The following is a 23,296-nucleotide window of genomic DNA, read 5'->3' as shown; positions in this document are numbered from 1 at the left end:
GCGCGTGATTAACCATCGAGAGGGGAAAAAAAGAGAACGCATTCTCGCATGTCAAACGGTGAGGGCAAAGGCGCTTGGTCAGCAAATTCCCCTAAGCCCTTTAATTAAATGAATTTTTTTCAAAAAGGATTTGACGACCTGCAGGTCGCTCTATACTATTCGTCGCACTTGTCGGGCACAGCCTAGCACTGGTTAAGAAGGTCGAGCGAAATCAAGGTTTTGCGAGACTGGAAAGCACTTAGTTTGTAGTCCTCCAAGGGTACAGCTAACAAGGCGCCCGTAGCTCAGCTGGATAGAGCATCCGCCTTCTAAGCGGATGGTCGCAGGTTCGAGTCCTGCCGGGTGCGCCATTAGGCAGCTTTGGCACAAGTAACGCGATATGGTGGGCGTAGCTCAGTTGGTAGAGCACGGGATTGTGACTCCCGTTGTCGTGGGTTCGATCCCCATCGTCCACCCCATATTTCGAAAGGCGCCAGATGTAACAGTCTGGCGCCTTTGCTTTAAAAAGCTTCATCCGCGGATGTGGTGGAATTGGTAGACACACTGGATTTAGGTTCCAGCGCCGCGAGGCGTAAGAGTTCGAGTCTCTTCATCCGCACCAATCAAAGCTTCATTCATGCCGTTGGTAGGGTGAAGTTCTACAAAGAAGTTGTTTGGCTTCTTTGACACGCAATATGGTGGGCGTAGCTCAGTTGGTAGAGCACGGGATTGTGACTCCCGTTGTCGTGGGTTCGATCCCCATCGTCCACCCCATATTTCGAAAGGCGCCAGATTTAACAGTCTGGCGCCTTTTTTGTTTTAGGAATTCGAGTTTCTGGCGACTGCTGGTTTCGGGTCGCAGGGCGGGGCGCTTCGTCGTATCAATGTTGCTCGATGATGCCGCGCTGCCCGCCGACCTTGCTTGCGAGGTTGGCTGTCAGGGAGATGATTCAACTACCTCTATATATAGAAGAGGTTGGTGCAGAGCCCTGGCTTGATTGGCTGTATTTGCTAACAGGGCGAGGCGCAACCGTTTGTCCCCGCCTTCAATTTGCCTGCTGTTTTTTTACCCGTTTTCAGTAGGGTGACTTCTTGAGTTTGACCTACTAGAATGCTTGCCCTTGATTCTTGGGTCGGAAACGGCCGGCTAACGTCTGTGCAACGAGGAATATCCATGCAAGTTTCTGTTGAAAATACTACTGCTCTTGAGCGCCGCATGAGCATCACCGTGCCGGCTGAGCGCATCGAGACTCAGGTCAACAAGCGTCTGCAGCAGACTGCCCAGAAGGCCAAGATTGCTGGCTTCCGTCCAGGCAAAGTGCCTATGAGCGAAATCAAGCGCCGTTTTGGTGCTGATGCGCGTCAGGAAGCGATCGGCGATGTGATCCAGTCCTCCTTCTACGAAGCTGTGGTTGAGCAGAAGCTGAACCCGGCCGGTTCGCCGTCGATCGAGCCTAAGTCGCTCGAAGCTGGCAAGGACCTGGAATACGTAGCCGTGTTCGAAGTGTTCCCTGAGTTCACCGTTGCCGGTTTCGAAGGCATCACCGTTGAGCGTCTGAGCGCTGAAGTGGCTGACGCCGATCTGGACAAGATGCTGGACATCCTGCGCAAGCAGAACACCCGTTTCGAAGTGGCCGATCGCGCTGCCCAGAACGAAGACCAACTGAACATCGATTTCGTTGGCAAGGTTGACGGCGAAGTGTTCGCTGGCGGCTCCGCCAAGGGCACTCAGCTGGTACTGGGTTCCGGCCGCATGATCCCTGGCTTCGAAGAGGGCCTGGTTGGCGCCAAGGCCGGCGAAGAGCGCGTTCTGAACCTGACCTTCCCAGAGGACTATCAGAACCTGGACCTGGCTGGCAAAACCGCCGAGTTCACTGTGACCGTCAACACCGTTTCCGAGCCAAAACTGCCTGAGCTGAACGAAGAGTTCTTCGCCCAGTTCGGCATCAAGGAAAGCGGCATCGACGGTTTCCGCACCGAAGTTCGCAAGAACATGGAGCGTGAACTGCGTCAGGCCATCAAATCCAAGGTCAAGAATCAGGTAATGGACGGTCTGCTGGCCACCAACCCGATCGAAGTGCCTAAGGCTCTGCTGTCCAACGAAGTTGACCGTCTGCGCGTGCAGGCTGTTCAGCAGTTCGGCGGCAACATCAAGCCTGACCAACTGCCGGCCGAGCTGTTCGAAGAGCAAGCCAAGCGTCGCGTTGTCCTGGGTCTGATCGTGGCTGAAGTGGTCAAGCAATTCGACCTGAAGCCAGACGAAGCCCGCGTTCGCGAAATGATTCAGGAAATGGCTTCGGCTTACCAAGAGCCTGAGCAGGTCGTGTCCTGGTACTACAAGAACGAGCAACAACTGAACGAAGTCCGTTCGGTTGTGCTGGAAGAACAAGTTGTGGATACTGTTCTGCAGAAAGCTAGCGTGACCGACAAATCGGTCTCTTACGAAGAAGCGGTCAAGCCGGTAGAAGCTCCAAAAGCCGACTGATTGTTTCTGCGTTAGAAGCACACACCATAAGCCAGCCTTCGAGCTGGCTTATGCGTATTCAAGACATGACTATTTGGGAGTGACTGCAGAGCATGTTCCGTAATTCCTATATTCAGCAGAACTCTGATATCCAGGCCGCCGGCGGCCTGGTCCCGATGGTTGTCGAGCAATCTGCTCGTGGCGAGCGCGCCTATGACATCTACTCGCGTCTTCTCAAGGAGCGGGTGATCTTTCTGGTGGGTCCGGTAGAGGACTACATGGCCAACCTGATCTGCGCGCAATTGCTGTTCCTTGAAGCGGAAAACCCGGACAAGGACATCCATCTTTACATCAACTCCCCGGGCGGCTCGGTTACTGCAGGCATGTCGATCTACGACACCATGCAGTTCATCAAGCCAAACGTGTCGACCACCTGCATCGGTCAGGCCTGCAGCATGGGCGCGTTCCTGCTGACCGCAGGTGCACCGGGCAAGCGTTACTGCCTGCCGAACTCGCGAGTGATGATTCACCAGCCACTGGGCGGTTTCCAGGGCCAGGCGTCGGATATCGAAATCCACGCCAAGGAAATCCTCTTCATCCGCGAGCGTCTGAACACGCTGATGGCCAAGCACAGCGGTCGCACTCTGGAAGAAATCGAGCGCGACACCAACCGCGACAACTTCATGAGTGCAGAAGCTGCGAAGGAATACGGCCTGATCGACGAAGTGATCAACCAGCGTCCAGCTTAAAATAAGCAGCTCAAAACAGGCCTGATCGGCTGGTCCGATCAGTGGCGGGCTTGAAAAAGCCCGCAATAGCCTTCATCTTGTGTTGCAAGCCTATCGGATTTGGATCGAACGAATGACTGACACCCGCAACGGCGAGGACAACGGCAAGCTGCTCTATTGCTCCTTCTGTGGCAAAAGCCAGCATGAAGTGCGCAAATTGATTGCCGGCCCCTCGGTCTTTATCTGCGACGAGTGCGTCGACCTGTGCAACGACATCATCCGCGAGGAGGTGCAGGAAGCACAGGCCGAAAGCAGCGCGCATAAATTGCCTTCGCCTAAAGAAATCAGCGGCATCCTTGACCAGTACGTCATTGGTCAGGAGCGTGCGAAGAAGGTTCTCGCGGTAGCGGTGTACAACCACTACAAGCGTCTGAACCAGCGTGACAAAAAGGCTGACGACGTCGAACTCGGCAAGAGCAACATCCTGCTGATCGGCCCGACAGGCTCCGGTAAAACCCTGCTGGCCGAAACCCTGGCCCGCTTGCTGAACGTTCCGTTCACCATCGCCGACGCAACCACCCTCACCGAGGCGGGTTACGTGGGTGAAGACGTCGAGAACATCATTCAGAAGCTGCTGCAGAAGTGCGATTACGACGTGGAAAAGGCCCAGATGGGCATTGTCTACATCGATGAAATCGACAAGATTTCGCGCAAGTCCGACAACCCGTCGATCACCCGGGACGTTTCCGGTGAAGGCGTGCAGCAGGCCTTGCTCAAGTTGATCGAAGGCACGGTCGCTTCCGTTCCGCCGCAAGGTGGCCGCAAGCATCCGCAGCAGGAATTCCTGCAGGTCGACACCCGTAACATCCTGTTCATCTGCGGTGGTGCGTTCTCCGGTCTGGAGAAAGTGATTCAGAACCGTTCCACCAAGGGTGGCATCGGTTTCAACGCAGAAGTGCGCAGCAAGGAAGAAGGCAAGAAGGTTGGTGAATCCCTGCGTGAAGTCGAGCCTGACGATCTGGTCAAGTTCGGTCTGATCCCGGAATTCGTCGGTCGTCTGCCGGTTCTTGCGACGCTGGACGAGCTGGATGAGGCTGCATTGATGCAGATTCTCACCGAGCCGAAAAATGCCCTGACCAAACAGTACGCCAAGCTGTTCGAGATGGAAGGCGTGGATCTGGAATTCCGTTCCGACGCGCTGAAATCGGTCGCCAAACGTGCCCTGGAGCGTAAAACCGGTGCCCGTGGCCTGCGTTCGATTCTCGAAGGTGTGCTGCTCGACACGATGTATGAAATCCCCTCGCAGTCCGAGGTGAGCAAAGTCGTGATCGATGAAAGCGTGATCGAAGGCAAGTCCAAGCCACTGTATATCTACGAAAACAGTGAGCCGACGGCCAAGGCAGCGCCGGACGCGTAAGTGTCCACCCTGCCGGAACAAAGAAGGGGCCTTCGGGCCTCTTTTTTTTATGTCGTTTTTTACATCCGCTTTGCGCTTGTTTTTTTTCAAGGCAGCCCCCATCTTGGTTTCAAGCTTAATTCCATCTGATTACGGCCATATGGCCGCCGTAGAGGCGAAATCATGAAGACCACCATCGAATTGCCTCTCCTGCCATTGCGTGATGTCGTTGTGTATCCGCACATGGTTATCCCGCTGTTCGTGGGGCGCGAGAAATCCATCGAAGCCCTCGAGGCCGCGATGACGGGCGACAAGCAGATCCTCCTGCTGGCCCAGAGAAACCCGGCTGACGACGATCCTGGCGAAGACGCTCTGTATCGCGTCGGTACCATTGCCACCGTTCTGCAACTGCTCAAGCTGCCTGACGGCACCGTCAAGGTTCTGGTCGAAGGCGAGCAGCGGGGTACTGTCGAGCGTTTCAGCGAGGTCGATGGCCACTGCCGTGCCGAAGTCTCCCTGATCGACGAAGTCGACGCCGCCGAGCGCGAGTCCGAAGTCTTCGTGCGCACGCTGCTGTCGCAATTCGAACAATATGTTCAGCTGGGCAAGAAAGTCCCGGCTGAAGTCCTGTCGTCGCTCAACAGCATCGATGAGCCGGGCCGTCTGGTAGACACCATGGCTGCGCACATGGCGCTGAAGATCGAGCAGAAGCAGGAAATCCTCGAAATCATCGACCTGGCTGCTCGGGTCGAGCACGTCCTGGCTCTGCTGGACGCCGAAATCGACCTGCTGCAGGTCGAAAAGCGCATCCGCGGCCGCGTCAAGAAGCAAATGGAGCGCAGTCAGCGCGAGTACTACCTGAATGAGCAGATGAAGGCCATTCAGAAGGAGCTCGGCGACAGCGACGAAGGCCACAACGAAATCGAAGACCTGAAAAAGCGCATCGACGCTGCCGGTCTGCCGAAAGACGCCCTGGCCAAGGCCACCGCCGAGCTGAACAAGCTCAAGCAGATGTCGCCGATGTCGGCCGAAGCCACCGTCGTGCGTTCCTACATCGACTGGCTGGTGCAGGTGCCGTGGAAGGCCCAGAGCAAGGTACGCCTGGATCTGGCCCGTGCCGAAGACATTCTCGACGCCGACCACTACGGCCTGGAAGAGGTCAAGGAACGCATCCTTGAGTACCTCGCCGTGCAGAAGCGTGTGAAGAAGATTCGTGGCCCGGTGTTGTGCCTGGTCGGTCCTCCGGGCGTAGGTAAAACCTCGCTGGCGGAGTCGATTGCCCATGCCACCAACCGTAAATTCGTGCGCATGGCCCTCGGTGGCGTGCGTGACGAAGCGGAAATCCGTGGTCACCGTCGGACTTACATCGGTTCGATGCCAGGAAGATTGATTCAAAAGATGACAAAAGTGGGCGTCCGCAACCCGCTGTTCCTGCTCGATGAAATCGACAAAATGGGCAGCGACATGCGTGGCGATCCAGCGTCGGCGTTGCTGGAAGTGCTCGATCCGGAGCAGAACCACAACTTCAACGATCACTATCTGGAAGTCGATTACGACCTGTCGGATGTGATGTTCCTCTGCACCTCGAACTCGATGAACATTCCGCCGGCGCTGCTGGACCGGATGGAAGTGATCCGTCTGCCGGGCTACACCGAAGACGAAAAGATCAACATCGCCGTCAAGTACCTGTCGCCAAAGCAGATTGCCGCCAATGGCCTGAAGAAAGGCGAGCTGGAATTTGATGAAGAAGCGATCCGCGACATCATCCGTTACTACACCCGTGAAGCAGGTGTGCGTGGCCTCGAGCGGCAGATTGCCAAGGTCTGCCGCAAGGCGGTCAAAGAGCATGCACTGGAAAAACGCTTCTCGGTGAAAGTGACAGCTGATCTGCTGGAGCACTTCCTTGGCGTGCGCAAGTTCCGCTACGGTCTGGCCGAGCAGCAGGATCAGATCGGTCAGGTGACCGGCCTGGCCTGGACTCAGGTCGGCGGTGAATTGCTCACCATCGAAGCGGCCGTCGTGCCGGGTAAAGGGCAACTGATCAAGACCGGTTCGCTGGGCGACGTAATGGTCGAATCGATCACTGCGGCCCTGACCGTTGTGCGCAGCCGTGCCAAGAGCCTGGGCATTCCCTGGACTTCCACGAGAAACGCGACACCCATATTCACATGCCGGAAGGTGCTACCCCGAAAGACGGTCCGAGCGCCGGTGTAGGCATGTGCACCGCGCTGGTGTCCGCTTTGACGGGTATTCCTGTGCGCGCCGATGTCGCCATGACCGGCGAGATCACCCTGCGTGGTCAAGTCCTTGCCATTGGTGGCCTGAAGGAAAAACTCCTCGCCGCACACCGTGGTGGAATCAAGGTCGTGATTATTCCGGAAGAGAACGTGCGTGATCTGAAGGAGATTCCTGACAATATCAAGCAGGATCTGCAGATTAAACCGGTTAAATGGATTGACGAGGTCCTGCAAATTGCGCTGCAATACGCGCCGGAGCCCTTGCCGGATGTGGCTCCGGAGATTGTCGCGAAGGATGAAAAACGCGAGTCCGATTCCAAGGAAAGAATTAGCACGCATTAATACGTCTTTGGCTGGGGGGCTTGTTGACAGTTTTTTAGAGCCCTTGTTATAAAGCGGCTCTTAAGTGTCTGTAGGCCATTCAGCACTCGTTTTTGCTTTCACCAAAAAACTTAGAATCATCTCAAAATAGATATAAGGGGACTTAGAGTGAACAAGTCGGAACTGATTGATGCTATCGCTGCATCCGCTGATATCCCGAAAGCTGCTGCTGGCCGTGCGCTGGACGCTGTAATCGAATCCGTCACTGGCGCTCTGAAGGCTGGCGACTCCGTAGTTCTGGTAGGTTTCGGTACTTTCTCGGTAACCGATCGTCCAGCTCGCATCGGTCGTAACCCACAGACCGGCAAGACTCTGGAAATCGCGGCAGCCAAGAAGCCAGGTTTCAAAGCCGGTAAAGCCCTGAAAGAAGCCGTCAACTAAGTTTGATTCAGGTTTTTACCCATCCGGGTCGGGGTCATGCCTGACTTGGCAGCGGAGCGGTAGAGCAGGCAGTCTGGAATAATTGCCTGCTACACCGGGATCGAGGGTTCGAGCCCTGTCCGCTCCGCCAGTTACGAGAAGGCGCATCCTCGGATGCGCCTTTCTTCTATCCGGATTCTACCCACGCTCCACGGTTGCCTAATTTTTGAAGTTCAACCGTTTCTGGGGACGCATGCTGCAGAATATCAGGGACAATTCACAAGGCTGGATTGCCAAGACCATTATCGGGGTCATCGTTGCACTGATGGCCCTGACCGGTTTCGATGCCATTTTCAAGGCCACGACTCACACCAACGAGGCGGCCAAGGTCAATGGTGAAGAAATCAGCCAGAACGAGCTGAGCCAGGCCGTTGACATGCAACGCCGTCAGTTGATGCAACAGCTGGGCAAGGACTTCGATGCTTCCTTGCTCGACGAAAAAATGCTGCGCGAATCGGCCCTCAAGGGTCTGATCGATCGCAAGCTGCTGCTGCAAGGCGCAGAAAAATCGAAGTTCGCCTTCTCCGACGCGGCGCTGGACCAGGTGATCCTGCAAACGCCTGAGTTCCAGGTTGACGGCAAGTTCAGTTCCGACCGTTTCGACCAGGTGATCCGTCAGCTGGGCTACAGCCGCATGCAATTCCGCCAGATGCTGGCTCAGGAAATGCTGATCGGTCAGCTGCGCGCCGGTGTAGCGGGCAGCGGTTTCGTGACTGACGCTCAAGTGCTGGCCTTCGCCCGTCTGGAAAAACAGACCCGTGATTTCGCCTCGCTGAACATCAAGGCTGATCCGGCGGCTGTGAAGCTGACCGACGATGAGGTCAAGGCTTACTACGACGAACACGCCAAGGAATTCATGACCCCGGATCAGGTGGTCATCGATTACCTCGAGCTGAAGAAGGCTTCGTTCTTCGACCAGGTTGCCGTCAAGGACGAAGACCTGCAGGCGGCGTACCAGAAAGAAATCGCCAACCTGTCGGAACAGCGTCGTGCGGCGCACATTCTGATCGAAGTGAACGACAAGACCACTGAGGCCCAGGCCAAGGCGAAGATCGAGGAAGTCCAGGCACGTCTGGCCAAGGGCGAGAAATTCGAAGCGCTAGCCAAGGAGTTCTCGCAGGATCCGGGCTCGGCCAACAATGGCGGCGACCTGGGTTATGCCGGTCCTGGTGTCTACGACCCGGCCTTCGAGAAAGCTCTGTATTCGTTGAACAAGGATCAAGTGTCCGAGCCGGTTCGCACCGATTTCGGTTTCCACCTGATCAAGCTGCTGGGCGTCGAAGCGCCGGAAGTGCCGACCTTCGCCAGCCTGAAAGACAAGCTGACCCACGAGCTGAAAGCCCAGCAGGTCGAGCAGCGTTTCGTCGAAGCGACCAAGCAGTTGGAAGACTCCTCGTTCGAGGCGTCCGACCTGGCGCAGCCGGCGCAGGATCTGAAACTGACCGTACACACCTCCAAGCCGTTTGGCCGTGAGGGTGGCGAAGGTGTTGCAGCCAACCGCGCCGTGGTGACTGCCGCGTTCAGCAACGAAGTGCTGGATGATGGTGCCAACAGCACCGCCATCGAGCTGGATCCGGATACCGTGATCGTGTTGCGTGCCAAGGAACACCTCAAGCCTGCGCAACTGCCGCTGGAAGCCGTGGCGACTGCCATTCGCACCCAGTTGGCCAAAGAGCACGCCAGCGCGGCTGCCAAGACCAAGGCGGAGCAACTGATCGCCGGTCTGCGTGACGGCAAGACCCCGCTGGACAAGGCTATCGACGGTCAGAACTGGAAAGTGACCCAGGCCGCCACCCGCGCCCAGGAAGGTGTCGATCCTGCAGTGCTGCAAGCGCTGTTCCGCATGCCGAAACCGGCCGCCAAGGACAAGCCGACTTTCAGCAGCGTGACACTGCCTGATGGCAGCCTGACCATCGTGCGTCTGAACGCTGTGAACGAAGCTGCTGCGCCGACCGATGAAGAGAAAGCGCAATACCGTCGCTTCCTCGCTTCGCGTGAAGGTCAGCAAGACTTCGCGGCGTACCGCAAGCAGCTGGAAAGCGAAGCGGACATCAAGCGTTTCTGATGCCTGACTGAGCGATAAAAAAAGCCCCGGATGAAAGTCCGGGGCTTTTTTTGCCCGCTATTCAGCGCGTGGGAATCCATGTTGCCGGGCATTTGCGGTCGCCCAGAGGGTCAGAATCAACAAGCCCGCAACGATCCAGGGAAAGGCGCTGACGCCCGGATTCGCCAGCAACAGGCCACCCGCCAGTCCGCCACCGGCAATGCCGACATTCCACAGGGTCACCAGCATCGATTGTGCGGTGTCGGCGGCGTCCTTCGCGGTTTTTGCCGAGGCCGTCTGCAGCAGCGAAGGCATTGCGCCAAAGGCCAGCCCCCATACCGCCGTGGCGGCGTAGACCACGCCGGGCATTTCCCGCCACAGAGCCAGGGTCACGGCGGAAAGCATGAACAATGTGGTGCTGATCAGTACCAGCTCCCGCAGCCAGCGATCAATCAGGCTGCCGACGATCCACAGACTTAGCACCGACGCCAGGCCGAACACCAGTAACACCCGGTCGATTTCGGCACCGAGCCCGGAGGGTTCGAGGAACGGTGCGATGTAGGTGTACAGAAGATTGTGAGCGACCACATAGGACAGCGTCACAAACAACACGGATCGCACGCCCGGCAGGGTAAACACCTGACGCAGGGGCAGGCGCTTTTCGGTACGTTCGCCGGCAAAGTCTGGCACTTGCCAGCGTACCCAGATAACCAGCAGCACGGTCATTGCGCTCATGATCGCGAAGCTCAGCCGCCAACCGACCACCGTGCCGAGCAGCGTGCCGGCCGGTATGCCCAACGAAAGCGCGAGCGGGGCGCCAAGCATGGCCACGGTGATGGCACGACCTTGCAGATGCGGGGCAACCATTCGGCTCGCATACCCTGCCAGCAACGCCCAGAGCAGCCCGGCAAACACGCCGGCAATAAAGCGCGCAATCAATGTCAGCCAGTACCACTCCGACAACGCGGTGATGCTGTTGGCGATGGCAAAACCACCAATAGCCGATAACAACAGTGGTCGGCGACGCCAGCCTCGGGTGGCGATGGTCAGCGGAATGGCCGCCAGCATCGATCCGATGGCGTACAGCGTGACCAGTTGCCCGATCAGTGCCTGAGAGACATCGAGCCCTGCGCTCATCTGCGGTAACAGTCCAGCGGGCATGGCTTCGGTCAGCACGGTAATGAATCCGGCGGTGGCCAGTGCGAGCAGGGCACCCAACGGTAATCGCTCTGCGGGTTCGACCGGGTTGGCAAGCGTTGCAGAAGTGAGTTGTGCATCGTTCATGAGCCAGCATCCATTTTGCCGAGGGAGATGAAGGCCACAGGGTAGGGCGCTGCGCATTCGGGAAAAACAGGTTAGGGTTCCGAACATCTCGGACAGGAATGTCGTGAATCAGGGGGGAAGAATGGACAGTCTGGGCAGCATTTCGGTGTTCGTGCAGGTGGCGGAAACTCGCAGTTTTACTGAAGCGGGACGTTTGCAGGGCGTGTCTTCCTCGGCGGTCGGAAAAAGCATTGCACGTCTGGAAGCCCGGCTCGGCGTGAGGCTGTTTCATCGCACCACCCGCAGCATCACGCTAACCAGTGAAGGCGCGCTGTTTCTCGAACGCTGTCGCAAGATTCTCGCCGAGGTCGAGGCGGCTGAATTCGAGTTGTGTGATGCCGCATCGGCGCCTCACGGCAAGTTGCGGGTCAGCTTGCCCCAGGTGCATGAACTGGTGATGCCGGTCATGAATGAATTCATGGCGCTGTACCCGCAGATCGAGCTGGATCTGGACCTGACCGATCGCATGGTCGATGTCGTCGAGGAAGGCTTCGATGCGGTCATCCGCACAGGAAAACCTCGGGATTCGCGACTCATGGCCCGGCCGCTGGGAGAATTTCACATGGTGCTGGTGGCCAGTCCCGGGTATCTGCGCGAGCGCGGTGTGCCGCTGGTCCCCGCCGATCTGGCAGAGCACGCTTGTCTGCGCCACACGTTTCACGCCACGGGCAAACTGGAACCCTGGCCGCTGAAGCGCGAGGAGGGTGTTCCCGAGCCGAGCTTGCCGACACGCCTGGTCAGCACATCAATTGAAGCGGTCAGCCATGCGGCACTGGCCGGCCTGGGCATCGCCTGCCTGCCGGACTTCATGACCCATGAGGCGCAAAGGCAGGGGCGCCTGCAGCGGGTGCTGGATGAGCATCTGGAGCATGTCGGACAGTTCTGGGTGCTATGGCCATCAAGTCGCCATGCAACCGCCAAATTGCGGGTGTTCATTGATCATTTGTCGGCGCGACTTTTTCCGGTCGCCGAGGGTCAGTAGAGTTGTAACTGTTTTAAGACACTAATCCGTACGCCGCGGGGCAGCGATCTGTTGCACAATACGCCCCGGACCGTTTTCCCTCAGGATGTTTAATGTTGAATTCTATTCCCGTGCGTTTTTTCGGGTTGGCGTTGTTGCTGACCGCCGCTGCCGGCTGCTCCAAGGACAAACCTATCTACGAGCATGAGAACTTCGACGACTCCGGCACCTTTTCGCGTAACTATCCGGTCACCGATTCCGCCAGTTGCGAAGCGGCGCGCCGTGCGTTGCTCAGCCAGGGTTACATCATCACCAGCAGTGACCCGAAACTGGTCAGCGGACACAAGAGCTTCCAGCAGACCGGTGAAACCCACATGGAGATCAGCTTCAACGTGGTGTGTACCGATGACGGCAGCTCCGCGCACCACGCGACCGTATTCGCCAACGCCCTGCAGGACCGCTACGCGCTGAAGAAGACCAACAACTCGGCCAGCCTCGGGGTTGGCGTGCTGGGCTCGGTGTCGATGCCGATCGGCTCCTCTGACGACTCGATGGTCAAGGTGGCCAGCGAAACCGTATCCTCGCAGAAGTTCTACGAGCGCTTCTTCACCCTGGTCGAGCTGTTCCTGCCGGCCGATGCGAAGAAAGCCGCCCACATCACCGAGAAGCCGAAGGCCGATCTGGGCGTACCGGAACCCAAGGCGGCCCCTGCGCCGGCAGCGTTGGCCCCGGCGCCGGCTGCTGAAGCGACACCTGCCGCCGCGCCTGCAGCGCCTGCCGCGACTCCGGCGCCTGCGGCTGCAGAACCGACGCCGGTCAGCTCGAGCCGGTCGTTCCACCGGCCGAAGCGGCACCGATCACCCCGGCACCGGGTTCGGAACTGGTGCCAACACCAGGGCCGGCAACTGAAGTCATCACGCCACCGGCCAACCCGACCGACCTGCCGCCACCTTCCGAGCCGATCCCGGCCATGCCTGCCTCCGGGCAGTGATCTTCGCGCCGTGGATTCGACAGTTGTCGGACCCATGGCGTTATCACCGAAAAAACCTGCGATAAATTCCTGACCGCCTGCTACGTTTGTTTCATGAAGGCCGTGTTTCATTTTTCCTTCATACGGGCACTTTATGCTCGAGGCACTGGTCATTTGCTCCAGGCCATTTCAGCAAAGCAGTGAGGGGGGATTACACGATGGATGACTATCAAGAAGAACTGCTTGAATTCCAGGCCTACGAACTGGATTCGCCGGAGCCTGCGGAAGACGCCACCGAGCTCTGAAGCTTCAGCCCGTCTTGCGGTGACTGCGGCGAAACTCGCCCGGTGTCTGGCCATTCCAGCGCTTGAAGGCGCGCTGGAAAGCTTCGGCCGAGGCAAACCCCAGCAGGTAGGCGATTTCACCGAACGCCAGTTCGGTGTCGCGGATGTAGGTCATCGCCAGGTCACGGCGGGTGTCGTTGAGGATCGCACGAAACTGCGTGCCTTCTTCGGCCAGCTTTCGCCTTAACGTCCAGGTCGGCAGCTTCAGGCGTGCCGCCACTTCTTCCAGGTCGGGTTCCCGGCCGCCATTGAGCAACGGTCCGAGCAATTGCGTGATGCGTTCACGCAGGCTGCGGGTGCGGGTCAGTTGTTCCAGTTCCCGTTCACACAGTTGCAGCAGATGTTTCCAGGTGCTGGGGCAATGTTCCGGGTTGCGTGCGGCCAGGCTGGGGAGGCTCAGGCGCAGTTGATTGTGTTCGGCGCCGAACTGGATCGGGCACTCGCCGAGCACGGCGTAGGCGTCGCGGTAGTCCGGTGTGTCGAACTCGATTTCGATTCGTTCCGCGCGCAACGGTTCGGGGCTGACGCTGGACAACTGATGCAGCCACCCGGCGATGATCGAATCCACCACAAAGCGGTTATACGCGTTGTACGGGCTGATCGAGTAAAAGCGCAGCCACGCGCCGCTGGCGTCCTCGTGGAAACTCGACTGGCCACGATAATTGGAGCCGTACAACGGTTCGAAGCGCGTCAGGCAGCGGGCCGCCTCGCGCACGGTCGGCGCCTGCGCTGCCGTGACGCCCGCCAGTCCGGCCTGACTCAGACGACTGAGCTGGCCCATGCGCAAGCCGAGGGCCGGATCGCCGGTCAACTGAATTGCACCATGACCCAGGCGCATGTAGCGCGGGATCGACAGGCGTGCGCCGGCCTCGGCCAGTCTTGCGGTGTCGAGCCCATATTGTTCGAGCAACGGCTGCGGATCGGCGTCATGGCTGCGCACGGCATCGGCCAGGCTATGGACGAAGCCCACCGACAGATCCCCGAGACGCATCGGCAGCGGCTTCATGGTCTACAACCAGAGATTGAGCAGGCGTGCGCCACGGGCTTCGCCGTCGGCGAACTGCTGGCCATTGCTGCTGAGGAAACTCTGCCCGGAACTCGGTTTGTCCCAGAACTGCCCGCGCAGGAACACGCTCATGCCGGCAATCGCCCGGCTCGCTGGTGGTTGTGCCGTCAGGGTCAAACGGTGCCAGGCCTGGCCTTCGCTGACCTCTCCCGGTTTGAGGCTGACCGAGTCCGGCACGTTCAAGCCTCTGTAACCCTGCCAGGGCTGGTCCCACACACCATGACCAATGACGAACGCAGGCACCGCGATCATTTGCGCACCTTGCTCGTCGAGCCTGCGGTAGTTGTCCGGATACCAGCTGTCGCTACCGATCAGCACACCAAGGCGTCCGGCGGGGGTGTCGACCACATTGATCTGTGAAGCTTCGCCGGTGCCGGTCGCTTGATCCTGATCGAAGATCGGGCGCATCTGCCGCTGTGGCTGGCCGAGCGGGGCGCCGTCACGACCGAACACCACGCTGGTGTTGTACAGCGCGCCGCTGCCGGCCTTGAGTCGGCCGTCGATGATGTTCGGTTCCGGCAGCACGATCGAGCCGGCCACCAGCGTGATATGAAATTCCTGGCCAGGCCGCCGAACAGCAACTGATAGTCCTTGGCCATGTCTCGGGATTTCATCCGCAGGTGGGCGTCATCCAGACGGCTGCTGCCTTTGGCGGTGAGCCAGGCGCGGGCGAACTGCAACGGGTTGCTGGCGGCCAGCCAGTTCATTGCCTCTTCGAGGGTGGGGGCCTGGTACAACTCGTCTTTTTCGCCGCTGATCATCAGCCAGGTGCCGACATGCTCGGGCAGCACCACGATGGTTTTGTCATTGAGCAAACCCTGATCCTGCGCCTGCTGCAGATAGGCCGCGAGTTTGCGGTGCAGGCGTTCGGAGCTTTGGTAGTCGGTGGGGAACAGTTCCGGCTGAATGCCCAGCAGATTGCCACGATCGGCGCGGGTGCCCTGATCGACCGCCAGTTTGATCCGCAGGTCCGACAGGTAATGACCGGCCGGGCGGTCAGCCGCCCACATGGCGTAGAAGGTGAGCGCGGCAACGAGCGCCATGGAAAAGGTCAGGTACAGAAGTTTGCGCATGAAATCCAACAACAGCCGGGTACAGAGTGTGGGACTAGGGTAGGGCTCATGCCTGCGCTTGCCAAGGGGCGCTGCGCATTTGGATCAATAACTTGTCAGTTACGGTCATTGAGTGACAGCGATGCGACTCTTAGGCTGTCGAACATGACTGACGGGGGACGCAGAGCTCCCGCATTTTCCGTGATCGCTCGCTGTGGAGTTACCGATGACCGCCACTTACCCGCACCTGCTGGCCCCGCTGGACCTGGGATTCACCACGCTGCGCAACCGCACCCTGATGGGCTCGATGCACACCGGCCTGGAAGAGAAACCAGGTGGTTTCGAGCGCATGGCGGCGTATTTTGCCGAGCGCGCCCGTGGTGGCGTCGGCCTGATGGTGACCGGCGGTATCGGTCCGAACGACGAGGGCGGCGTGTACTCCGGTGCCGCCAAGCTGACCACCGAGAAAGAAGCCCTCAAGCACCGCATCGTCACCCGTGCCGTACATGAAGCGGGCGGCAAGATCTGCATGCAGATCCTCCACGCCGGCCGTTATGCCTACAGCCCGAAACAGGTCGCACCGAGCGCAATCCAGGCGCCGATCAACCCGTTCAAGCCCAAAGAGCTGGACGAGGAAGGTATCGAGAAACAGATCAGCGATTTCGTCACCTGCTCGGTACTGGCCCAGACCGCCGAGTACGACGGCGTGGAAATCATGGGTTCCGAAGGCTACTTCATCAACCAGTTCCTCGCGGCCCACACCAACCACCGCACCGACCGCTGGGGCGGCAGTTACGAAAACCGCATGCGCCTGCCGGTGGAAATCGTTCGCCGGGTGCGTGAAGCGGTTGGCCCGAACTTCATCATTATCTTCCGTCTGTCGATGCTCGATCTGGTGGAAGGCGGCAGCACCTGGGAAGAGATCGTCACCCTGGCCAAAGCCATCGAGCAGGCCGGTGCGACCATCATCAACACCGGTATCGGCTGGCACGAAGCGCGGATTCCGACCATCGCCACCAAAGTGCCGCGTGCGGCGTTCAGCAAGGTCACGGCCAAGCTGCGCGGTTCGGTGAGCATTCCGCTGATCACCACCAACCGCATCAACACCCCGGAAGTCGCCGAGCAGATCCTGGCCGAAGGCGATGCCGACATGGTGTCGATGGCGCGGCCGTTCCTCGCCGACCCGGATTTCGTCAACAAGGCCGCCGAAGGCCGCGCCGACGAAATCAACACCTGCATAGGCTGCAACCAGGCCTGCCTCGATCACACCTTCGGCGGCAAGCTCACCAGTTGCCTGGTCAACCCGCGTGCCTGCCACGAGACTGAACTCAACTATCTGCCGGTCATGCAGATCAAGAAGATTGCCGTGGTCGGTGCCGGCCCTGCGGGCCTGTCCGCTGCCACCGTGGCTGCCGAACGCGGCCATCAGGTGACGCTGTTCGATTCGGCCAGCGAAATCGGTGGCCAGTTCAACGTCGCCAAGCGCGTACCGGGCAAGGAAGAGTTCTACGAAACCCTGCGCTATTTCAAACGCAAACTGCAGACCACCAACGTCGAGGTGTGCCTGAACACCCGCGTCGATGTGGCAAAACTGGTCGAGGGCGGTTACGACGAAGTCATCCTGGCCACCGGCATTGCACCGCGAGTGCCGGCAATTCCAGGTGTCGAGAACGCCAAAGTGCTGAGCTACCTGGATGTGCTGCTTGAGCGCAAACCGGTGGGCAAGCGCGTGGCGGTGATCGGCGCCGGCGGTATCGGTTTCGACGTCTCGGAATTCCTCGTCCATGAAGGCGTGGCCACCAGCCAGGACCGTGCTGCGTTCTGGAAAGAGTGGGGCATCGACACCAATCTGGAAGCCCGTGGTGGCGTGGCCGGGATCAAGGCTGCACCGCACGCACCGGCCCGTGACGTGTTCCTGCTGCAACGCAAGAAATCCAAGGTCGGCGACGGTCTTGGCAAGACCACCGGTTGGATTCACCGTACCGGTCTGAAGAACAAGCAGGTGCAGATGCTCAACAGCGTCGAATACCTGAAGATCGATGACGAAGGCCTGCACATCCGCATCGGCGAAACCGGCGAGCCGCAAGTGCTGCCGGTGGACAACATCGTCATCTGCGCCGGCCAGGATCCGCTGCGTGAGTTGCACGACGGTCTGGTGGCTGCCGGGCAGAACGTGCACCTGATCGGTGGCGCCGATGTGGCGGCCGAGCTGGATGCCAAGCGTGCGATCAATCAGGGCTCGCGTCTGGCCGCCGAGCTCTGATCCACCCTAGAATGCCGGCTCTTTCTACAGAGCCGGCCTTCATGTTTCTGCCTCCCACCGACTGGCTGGCCCCAGCCCCCTCGAACCGCTTCATCTGGACTGGCTCAGTGCCGCCGGCATTGAAGTGGCGATCCTGCGTCTGGACCGGATCGATCCGCTGATCAGCGGCAACAAGTGGTTCAAACTCGTCGAACATCTGAAAGCCGCTGACCGTGCAGGTGCCGAAGGCATCATCAGCCTGGGCGGTGCGCACTCCAGTCATCTGCATGCGCTGGCCGCGGCGGGCAAACGCCTGGGATTCACAACGGTCGGGCTATTGCGCGGGCATCCGCAGGACACACCGACGATCAGGGATCTGCAGGATTTCGGCATGCAGTTGCACTGGCTCGGGTTTGGCGGCTATCGGGCGCGGCATGAACCGGGGTTCTGGCAGCCGTGGCGGGAGCAGTACCCGACGCTGCATCCGGTGCCCGAAGGTGGCGGCGGGTTGCCCGGTGCGCAGGGTTGCGCATCACTGAAGAATCAAGTGAGTAATCAACTCGGCAAGCTCGGTTGGGACAACCATGACGGCTGGTGGCTGGCCTGTGGCACCGGCACCACGCTCGCGGGACTGGTGCTGGCAGAGGCGGGTGAACACCCAGTGTATGGCGCAATGGCCGTGCCCGATGATCACGGCGTCGCGGCCAACGTCGAGGCGATTGTCGGTGATATCGGCGGCTACGAGCTGATCGACGCCAGCCGAGGCGGCTTCGCCAAAGTCGATGCGCCATTGCTTGAATTCATCGCGCAGACCGAACAGGTCAGTGGCGTTCCCCTCGAACCGCTGTACACCGGCAAGGCCTTGCTCGTGCTCAAACAAAACATCGAGGCGGGCCGTTTCAAGCGTGGAGCGCGCCTGGTCTTCATCCACACCGGCGGCTTGCAGGGCCGGCGTGGATTCGACGGTCAACCCTGATTGCGCTTGGGCATCATCCGCAGCAGCGTGTTATCGCCCACCACGTAATGGTGATACAGCCCGGCCAGTGCATGCAGGCCGATCAGCCAGTAGCCGATGTTGCCGATCAGTACGTGCCAGTGTTCAACCTGTTTGGCGAAGGCTTTGTCCTCGTGCACCAGCAACGGCAGGTCGAAACCGTAGAACATCACTTGATGCCCCTCGGCGCTGGTGATCAACCAACCGAGGATCGGCATGGCGATCATGAACAGGTACAACACCCAGTGCATCAGCCGGGCCAGTGCGGTCTGCCACTGCGGTGAGGCGGGGAAGATCTTCGGCGCCGGGCCGATGCTGCGGGCCAGCAGGCGAAACCACACCAGCACGAACACGGTCAGGCCAAGCATGTAATGCACTTCGCGGATCAGCGAGCGGCCGCCACTGCCCTTGGGAAAGATACCTCGCAATTCCATGCTGGCATACACCAGCACCAACAACACCAGCATCAACCAGTGCAACAGGACTGACACGGTGCTGTAGCGTGATTCGGAACTTGTCCACGGCATACGGTATTTCCTCACGGATCAGGGGCGAAACGTGCCGTTCTTGAGCGACGGCATGCTTTAACTGTAATCCGCTTTGGCCGAATTGCCCGCGTCTAAAAACTCTTTCATTGCGCGAAATCAGGGGTTTGCCCAAAAAAAACGCCAGTGTCGGGCAGACACTGGCGTTTTTGTTTGCTGCAGGCCGCGTTATCAGCTGCTTTGCGGCATCTCACCCTTGGCCAGGCGCTTGTTGATGTCGGCGATCACTTCCGGCAGGTCGGTGATGGTGTCGATCATGTAGTGCGGACGCGAGCCTTCGAACAGGGCGTGGATACGCTTGCGTTCGCTGGCCAGGGCGTCGCTGCCCAGTGCGCGGTAGCCTTCGTAATCCAGGCCCAGCGCGTTACCGGAGCAGATCAGCGCCACGGTCCACATCCCGGCGCGACGACCTTCGAGAATCCCCGGTACGGTGTCGTCGATCTTCACGCAGGCGGCGACATCGTCGATGCCCAGCGCAATCACGTTGGCCAGGGCCTGGGCCGGCCATGGGCGGCCGTTCGGCACTTCGTCGGTGGCTACCACATGGTCGGCGATGTAGCCGTTGGTGGCGGCCAGTGCCACGACCTTGTCCATGACCTGCTTCGGATAACCGGAGCAGGAACCGATCTTGATCCCTTGCTGGCGCAGGTTGGCGATGGTCTCCAGTGCGCCGGGAATCAGCGCCGAGTGCTCGGCGATTTTTTCGATCTGCAGCGGCATGAAGCGGTTGTAGATCGCGGTCACGTCATCGTCGGTCGGGGTGCGGCCGAATGCCTTGCGATAACGCTCGGCAACCTGCGGCTGGTCGCACAGGGTGCGGATGTGATCCCACTTGCCCATGCCCATCGGGCCCCGGGCTTCTTCGATGGAAACCTGGACATCGAATTCGGCGAAGGCTTCGACGAAAATTTGGGTCGGTGCGAAAGAACCGAAGTCGACGACGGTACCGGCCCAGTCGAGGATGGCGGCTTGCAGTTTGCTTGGGTTGTTGTAGTTCATGCTGGTCAGAATCCTGTGTTGGCAATGCAATTCAAATGAGGGAGCGGGCCGGGTGAATCAGATGTCGAGCACTTCCATCTCGCGCAACACTTCACCCACCGCCGCGACGGCTTCGCGCATCTGCGCCGGGGTGACGTGGCCGATGCAGCCGACGCGGAAGGTTTCGACCTGGGTCAACTTGCCGGGGTAGAGGATGTAACCCTTGGCCTTGACCCGTTCGTAGAAGTCCTTGAACTGGTAGCGCGGATCTTTCGGTGCGTGGAAGGTCGCGATGATCGGCGCCTGAATCGCGGCAGGCAGGAAGCTGCGCAAGCCGAGTTTGCCCATCTCTTCCATCAACGCCTGGCAGTTGGCGGCGTAACGCGCATGCCGGGCCGGCAGGCCGCCTTCTTCGTTGTATTGCAGCAGGGCTTCGTGCAGCGCCGCCACCACGTGGGTCGGCGGGGTGAAGCGCCACTGGCCGGTCTTTTTCATGTAGCTGTGCTGGTCGAACAGGTCCATCGCCAACGAATGCGAGTTACCGGCGGCTGCGGCCAGGGATTCCTTGCGGGCGAACACGAAGCCCATGCCCGGTACGCCTTCCAGGCATTTGCCCGAGGCGGCGATCAGGGCATCGAACGGGACTTTCTGCGCATCCACCGGCAACGCGCCGAAGGAACTCATGGCGTCGATGATCAGGCGTTTGCCGTGCTGTTCGACAACCTGGGCAATTTCCGGCAGCGGATTGAGGATGCCGGTGCTGGTTTCGCAGTGGATCAGCGCGACGTGGGTGATGTCGCTGTCGGCGCGCAGCAGGCGGTCGACGTCGGCGGCGGTGGTCGGTTCGTCTTCAGCGGTTTCAAAGGTGCTGAACGAGCGGCCGAGGACTTCGCAGATTTTCGCCAGACGCTTGCCGTAGGCGCCGTTGATCAGCACCAGCACCTTGCCGTCGCGAGGGACGAGGGTGCCGATGGCGGCTTCGACGGCGAAGGTGCCGCTGCCCTGCAAAGGCACGCAGTGGTGGCTGTCGGCGCCGTTGAGGATGGCCAGCAGTTGCTCGCAGAGGCTGGCGGTCAGTTGATTGAAGCGGTCATCCCATGAACCCCAGTCGACCATCATCGCCTGACGGGTGCGGGCCGAGGTGGTCAACGGGCCGGGAGTGAGCAGGATGGGTGCGGCAGTACTCATTCGTGTGTCCTCGCGATAGCGCTGTGGGATGAAGCTACGGGGCATACGTTGCAATTCGGCGGATCATCAATCAAATTGTTTGTTGTTATGCCAGCCATCAGTGAGGGTTATTCATGAACCTGTTCCAGCTCCGAGCCTTCGACGCCGTGGCCCGGGAAGGCAGCTTCACCCGTGCCGCAGCGCGGTTGTTCATCAGCCAGCCGGCGGTCACCGGGCACATCAAGGCGCTGGAGGAGCATTACCAGATCACCCTGTTGCGACGGACGGCACGCCGGGTCGAGTTGACGGAGGAGGGCACCAAACTGGCGGCAATCACCCGGGCGATGTTCGGCATGGCCGAAGAGGCCCAGGCGCTGTTGGAAGCCAATCGGCAGTTGCTGACCGGGCGTCTGGAGGTCGCGGCGGACGGCCCGCACATGGTCATGCCGATGCTTGCCAGCCTGCGGGCGCGCTATCCGGGGATCACGGTGAATCTGCGGTTGGGCAATGCCCAGGAAACCTTGGCGGCGTTGTTGTCCGAACATGCCGATGTGGCGGTGCTGACCGAGGTGGAACCGCGCAAGGGCCTGCATCTTCAAGCGTTGAGTGAATCGCGGATTTGCGCGCTGGTGCCGGCCGCGCACCCGTGGGCGGCTCGCAGTGGCGAGGTCAGGCTCAAGGAACTGGATCAGGTGATCATGGTCTTGCGCGAACCGAGTTCGATAACCCGGCGCACGTTCGATCAGGCCTGTGCGCAGGCGTCGGTCAGCCCACGGGTGTTGCTGGAGCTGGACAGCCGCGAGGCGGTGACGGAGGCGGTGGCAGCTGAGTTGGGAGTTGGGGTGGTGTCATCGGTGGAGGTCAGCCACGATCCCCGTGTCGTCGCGATTCCCATTGCGGGAGAGGGGCTGGTGAACCGACACATGATCGGCTGCGTGGAGCGGCGGCGGGATTTGCGCTTGATTCAGGCGTTCTTCGGTTTGGCGCCGGTCTGAACAAGACTTTCGCGCACCATCTCGAGAAACGTCGCCACCACCCGCCGCGAACTCTGCTCACGCAGGCACACCAGTGTCTCGGTCAACCGCCGGGTGCAATCGGTGATCGGCAGGGCGCAGACCCGTGAGTCCGCGCCAAACTCCGCCGCCGACACCACGCCCACGCCAATCCCCACCACCACCGCTTCCCGCGCCGCTTCCCGGCCTTCGACCTGGATCGCCGGGCGGATGCGGAACCCGGCGCGGGCCATTTCTTCTTCCAGGGTCTGACGAGTCACCGAACCGTGTTCGCGCAACACCAGCGGCGTGTCATCGAGGTCGGCCAGGCAGATCGACTCGCGCTCGGCCCACGGATGATTGCGCGAGACGAACGCCACCATCGGATCGTTGCGCAACGGCACGCACAGCAGGCGTTCATCGCTGACATCGCGCCCGAGCAATGCCAGATCGGCCTGATAGTTAAACAGGCGGAACAACGATTCATCGGTATTGCCGGTCTCGATCTTTACGCTGATCCCCGGGTAGCGTTCGCAGAACCGGGCGATCTGCGGCAGCACATGCACCGGCGCGTCCACCGCCAGAATCAGGCTGCCGGTCTGCAAGGCCTGGGACTCCTGCAACAACTCCTGGGCTTCGGCCTCGACCACGAACAGGCGCTGGGTGATTGCCAGGAGGCGTTCGCCCAGATCCGTCAGGCGTACCGAGCGTTTGTTGCGATGGAACAGGAGCACACCGAAGCGTTCTTCGAGCTTGCGCACCTGATCGGAAATCGCCGGTTGCGTCAGATAAAGCCGCTCGGCGGCCTTGGTGAAGCTTCCGTGCACGGCCACGGCGTGAAAGGCTTTGAGCTGGGCGTGGGAAACCGACATGACTGACTCCAGTAACAAGCTGAGCTTATGTGTGAAATACGATAAATCGATTTTATTTATTAAACAGTAATTGCTTTGATCCGCTCACGCCAACGCTGACTGCCCGGTCGGGCAGCGACGCTGGCCATGAGCCTGTGCGTG

The 23,296-nt window shown here is 59.9% G+C and carries 14 protein-coding genes, 4 tRNA genes and 4 pseudogenes; 15 read left to right on the top strand and 7 right to left on the bottom strand.

Annotated features, from left to right (window positions below; genetic code table 11):
- Nucleotides 1–273 precede the first annotated feature (273 nt).
- The 10 genes and pseudogenes from R1A29_RS17935 (at nucleotide 274) to R1A29_RS17890 (ending at nucleotide 9,670) form a co-directional block, all read left to right on the top strand.
- A tRNA-Arg gene (locus R1A29_RS17935) sits at nucleotides 274–350 on the top strand.
- Between the two features lie 32 nt (nucleotides 351–382).
- A tRNA-His gene (locus R1A29_RS17930) sits at nucleotides 383–458 on the top strand.
- A 58-nt stretch (nucleotides 459–516) separates the two neighbouring features.
- A tRNA-Leu gene (locus R1A29_RS17925) sits at nucleotides 517–601 on the top strand.
- A 76-nt stretch (nucleotides 602–677) separates the two neighbouring features.
- Nucleotides 678–753, top strand: a tRNA-His gene (locus R1A29_RS17920).
- 400 nt (nucleotides 754–1,153) lie between these two features.
- On the top strand, nucleotides 1,154–2,464 hold the full coding sequence (gene tig / locus R1A29_RS17915; RefSeq protein WP_085712472.1) for a trigger factor: 1,311 nt from the start codon (nucleotides 1,154–1,156) through the stop codon (nucleotides 2,462–2,464).
- A 92-nt stretch (nucleotides 2,465–2,556) separates the two neighbouring features.
- Nucleotides 2,557–3,192, top strand: coding sequence for an ATP-dependent Clp endopeptidase proteolytic subunit ClpP (clpP, locus tag R1A29_RS17910; protein WP_053161532.1), 636 nt, complete (start codon nucleotides 2,557–2,559; stop codon nucleotides 3,190–3,192).
- Between the two features lie 112 nt (nucleotides 3,193–3,304).
- A complete protein-coding gene (gene clpX / locus R1A29_RS17905; protein ID WP_016775335.1) occupies nucleotides 3,305–4,588 on the top strand; it encodes an ATP-dependent Clp protease ATP-binding subunit ClpX in 1,284 nt (427 codons plus the stop codon).
- A gap of 162 nt (nucleotides 4,589–4,750) precedes the next feature.
- A pseudogene (lon, locus tag R1A29_RS17900) lies at nucleotides 4,751–7,146 on the top strand (endopeptidase La).
- 147 nt (nucleotides 7,147–7,293) lie between these two features.
- On the top strand, nucleotides 7,294–7,566 hold the full coding sequence (locus R1A29_RS17895) for an HU family DNA-binding protein (RefSeq protein WP_002552737.1): 273 nt from the start codon (nucleotides 7,294–7,296) through the stop codon (nucleotides 7,564–7,566).
- Nucleotides 7,567–7,798: 232 nt separating this feature from the next.
- A complete protein-coding gene (locus R1A29_RS17890; RefSeq protein WP_248743238.1) occupies nucleotides 7,799–9,670 on the top strand; it encodes a SurA N-terminal domain-containing protein in 1,872 nt (623 codons plus the stop codon).
- A gap of 57 nt (nucleotides 9,671–9,727) precedes the next feature.
- Here the strand turns inward: R1A29_RS17890 and R1A29_RS17885 are convergent, their stop codons facing one another.
- The gene (locus R1A29_RS17885) at nucleotides 9,728–10,933 is read right to left on the bottom strand and encodes an MFS transporter (protein WP_438299105.1); all 1,206 of its coding nucleotides are present in this window, start codon (nucleotides 10,931–10,933) and stop codon (nucleotides 9,728–9,730) included.
- Between the two features lie 121 nt (nucleotides 10,934–11,054).
- On the opposite strand from R1A29_RS17885, the gene R1A29_RS17880 reads away from it, so the two are divergent.
- A complete protein-coding gene (locus R1A29_RS17880; protein WP_438299104.1) occupies nucleotides 11,055–11,954 on the top strand; it encodes a LysR family transcriptional regulator in 900 nt (299 codons plus the stop codon).
- A 92-nt stretch (nucleotides 11,955–12,046) separates the two neighbouring features.
- A pseudogene (locus R1A29_RS17875) lies at nucleotides 12,047–12,924 on the top strand (DUF2242 domain-containing protein).
- A gap of 288 nt (nucleotides 12,925–13,212) precedes the next feature.
- Here R1A29_RS17875 and R1A29_RS17870 read toward each other — a convergent pair.
- Both R1A29_RS17870 and R1A29_RS17865 read right to left on the bottom strand, forming a co-directional pair.
- Nucleotides 13,213–14,253 carry an AraC family transcriptional regulator gene (locus R1A29_RS17870; RefSeq protein ID WP_305833991.1) on the bottom strand — a complete coding sequence of 347 codons (1,041 nt, stop codon included), beginning with the start codon at nucleotides 14,251–14,253 and terminating at the stop codon, nucleotides 13,213–13,215.
- Nucleotides 14,254–14,256: 3 nt separating this feature from the next.
- Nucleotides 14,257–15,386 (bottom strand): annotated as a pseudogene (locus R1A29_RS17865) (carbon-nitrogen hydrolase family protein).
- A 205-nt stretch (nucleotides 15,387–15,591) separates the two neighbouring features.
- Between R1A29_RS17865 and R1A29_RS17860 the strand changes: the two are divergent.
- Together R1A29_RS17860 and R1A29_RS17855 are read left to right on the top strand one after the other, a co-directional pair.
- A complete protein-coding gene (locus R1A29_RS17860; protein WP_438299103.1) occupies nucleotides 15,592–17,628 on the top strand; it encodes an FAD-dependent oxidoreductase in 2,037 nt (678 codons plus the stop codon).
- Nucleotides 17,629–17,669: 41 nt separating this feature from the next.
- Nucleotides 17,670–18,583, top strand: a pseudogene (locus R1A29_RS17855) (1-aminocyclopropane-1-carboxylate deaminase/D-cysteine desulfhydrase).
- Here R1A29_RS17855 and R1A29_RS17850 read toward each other — a convergent pair.
- The 3 genes from R1A29_RS17850 to R1A29_RS17840 form a co-directional block, all read right to left on the bottom strand.
- Nucleotides 18,574–19,128, bottom strand: a complete 555-nt coding sequence (locus tag R1A29_RS17850; protein WP_085712462.1) for a cytochrome b — start codon at nucleotides 19,126–19,128, stop codon at nucleotides 18,574–18,576. The pseudogene R1A29_RS17855 and the gene R1A29_RS17850 overlap by 10 nt on opposite strands.
- Nucleotides 19,129–19,317: 189 nt before the next feature.
- Nucleotides 19,318–20,145: a phosphonoacetaldehyde hydrolase gene (phnX, locus tag R1A29_RS17845; RefSeq protein WP_085712461.1), complete on the bottom strand. Its 828-nt coding sequence runs from the start codon at nucleotides 20,143–20,145 to the stop codon at nucleotides 19,318–19,320.
- 57 nt (nucleotides 20,146–20,202) lie between these two features.
- The gene (locus R1A29_RS17840; protein ID WP_102687143.1) at nucleotides 20,203–21,312 is read right to left on the bottom strand and encodes a 2-aminoethylphosphonate--pyruvate transaminase; all 1,110 of its coding nucleotides are present in this window, start codon (nucleotides 21,310–21,312) and stop codon (nucleotides 20,203–20,205) included.
- A 113-nt stretch (nucleotides 21,313–21,425) separates the two neighbouring features.
- Between R1A29_RS17840 and R1A29_RS17835 the strand changes: the two genes are divergently transcribed.
- A complete protein-coding gene (locus R1A29_RS17835) occupies nucleotides 21,426–22,286 on the top strand; it encodes a LysR substrate-binding domain-containing protein (RefSeq protein WP_438299102.1) in 861 nt (286 codons plus the stop codon).
- Here R1A29_RS17835 and R1A29_RS17830 read toward each other — a convergent pair.
- Entirely contained in the window at nucleotides 22,256–23,155 is a 900-nt protein-coding gene (locus tag R1A29_RS17830; RefSeq protein WP_438299101.1) for a LysR family transcriptional regulator, read from the bottom strand. The two genes, R1A29_RS17835 and R1A29_RS17830, sit on opposite strands and share 31 nt — an antisense overlap.
- Between the last annotated feature and the right edge of the window lie 141 nt (nucleotides 23,156–23,296).

The organism is Pseudomonas sp. NMS19W, assembly GCF_051554255.1.
GTDB lineage: Bacteria > Pseudomonadota > Gammaproteobacteria > Pseudomonadales > Pseudomonadaceae > Aquipseudomonas > Aquipseudomonas kribbensis.
Note: the sequence above shows the minus strand (reverse complement) of the source record. Positions and strands in the feature narration are given on the sequence as shown.

Coding starts and splice junctions, on each gene's coding strand:
- tig (WP_085712472.1), top strand. CDS start 1,154: ATGCAAGTTTCTGTTGAAAATACTACTGCTCTTGAGCGCCGCATGAGC.
- R1A29_RS17870 (WP_305833991.1), bottom strand. CDS start 14,253: ATGAAGCCGCTGCCGATGCGTCTCGGGGATCTGTCGGTGGGCTTCGTC.
- phnX (WP_085712461.1), bottom strand. CDS start 20,145: ATGAACTACAACAACCCAAGCAAACTGCAAGCCGCCATCCTCGACTGG.
- R1A29_RS17830 (WP_438299101.1), bottom strand. CDS start 23,155: ATGTCGGTTTCCCACGCCCAGCTCAAAGCCTTTCACGCCGTGGCCGTG.
- clpP (WP_053161532.1), top strand. CDS start 2,557: ATGTTCCGTAATTCCTATATTCAGCAGAACTCTGATATCCAGGCCGCC.
- R1A29_RS17890 (WP_248743238.1), top strand. CDS start 7,799: ATGCTGCAGAATATCAGGGACAATTCACAAGGCTGGATTGCCAAGACC.
- R1A29_RS17835 (WP_438299102.1), top strand. CDS start 21,426: ATGAACCTGTTCCAGCTCCGAGCCTTCGACGCCGTGGCCCGGGAAGGC.
- R1A29_RS17850 (WP_085712462.1), bottom strand. CDS start 19,128: ATGCCGTGGACAAGTTCCGAATCACGCTACAGCACCGTGTCAGTCCTG.
- clpX (WP_016775335.1), top strand. CDS start 3,305: ATGACTGACACCCGCAACGGCGAGGACAACGGCAAGCTGCTCTATTGC.
- R1A29_RS17840 (WP_102687143.1), bottom strand. CDS start 21,312: ATGAGTACTGCCGCACCCATCCTGCTCACTCCCGGCCCGTTGACCACC.
- R1A29_RS17885 (WP_438299105.1), bottom strand. CDS start 10,933: ATGAACGATGCACAACTCACTTCTGCAACGCTTGCCAACCCGGTCGAA.
- R1A29_RS17860 (WP_438299103.1), top strand. CDS start 15,592: ATGACCGCCACTTACCCGCACCTGCTGGCCCCGCTGGACCTGGGATTC.
- R1A29_RS17880 (WP_438299104.1), top strand. CDS start 11,055: ATGGACAGTCTGGGCAGCATTTCGGTGTTCGTGCAGGTGGCGGAAACT.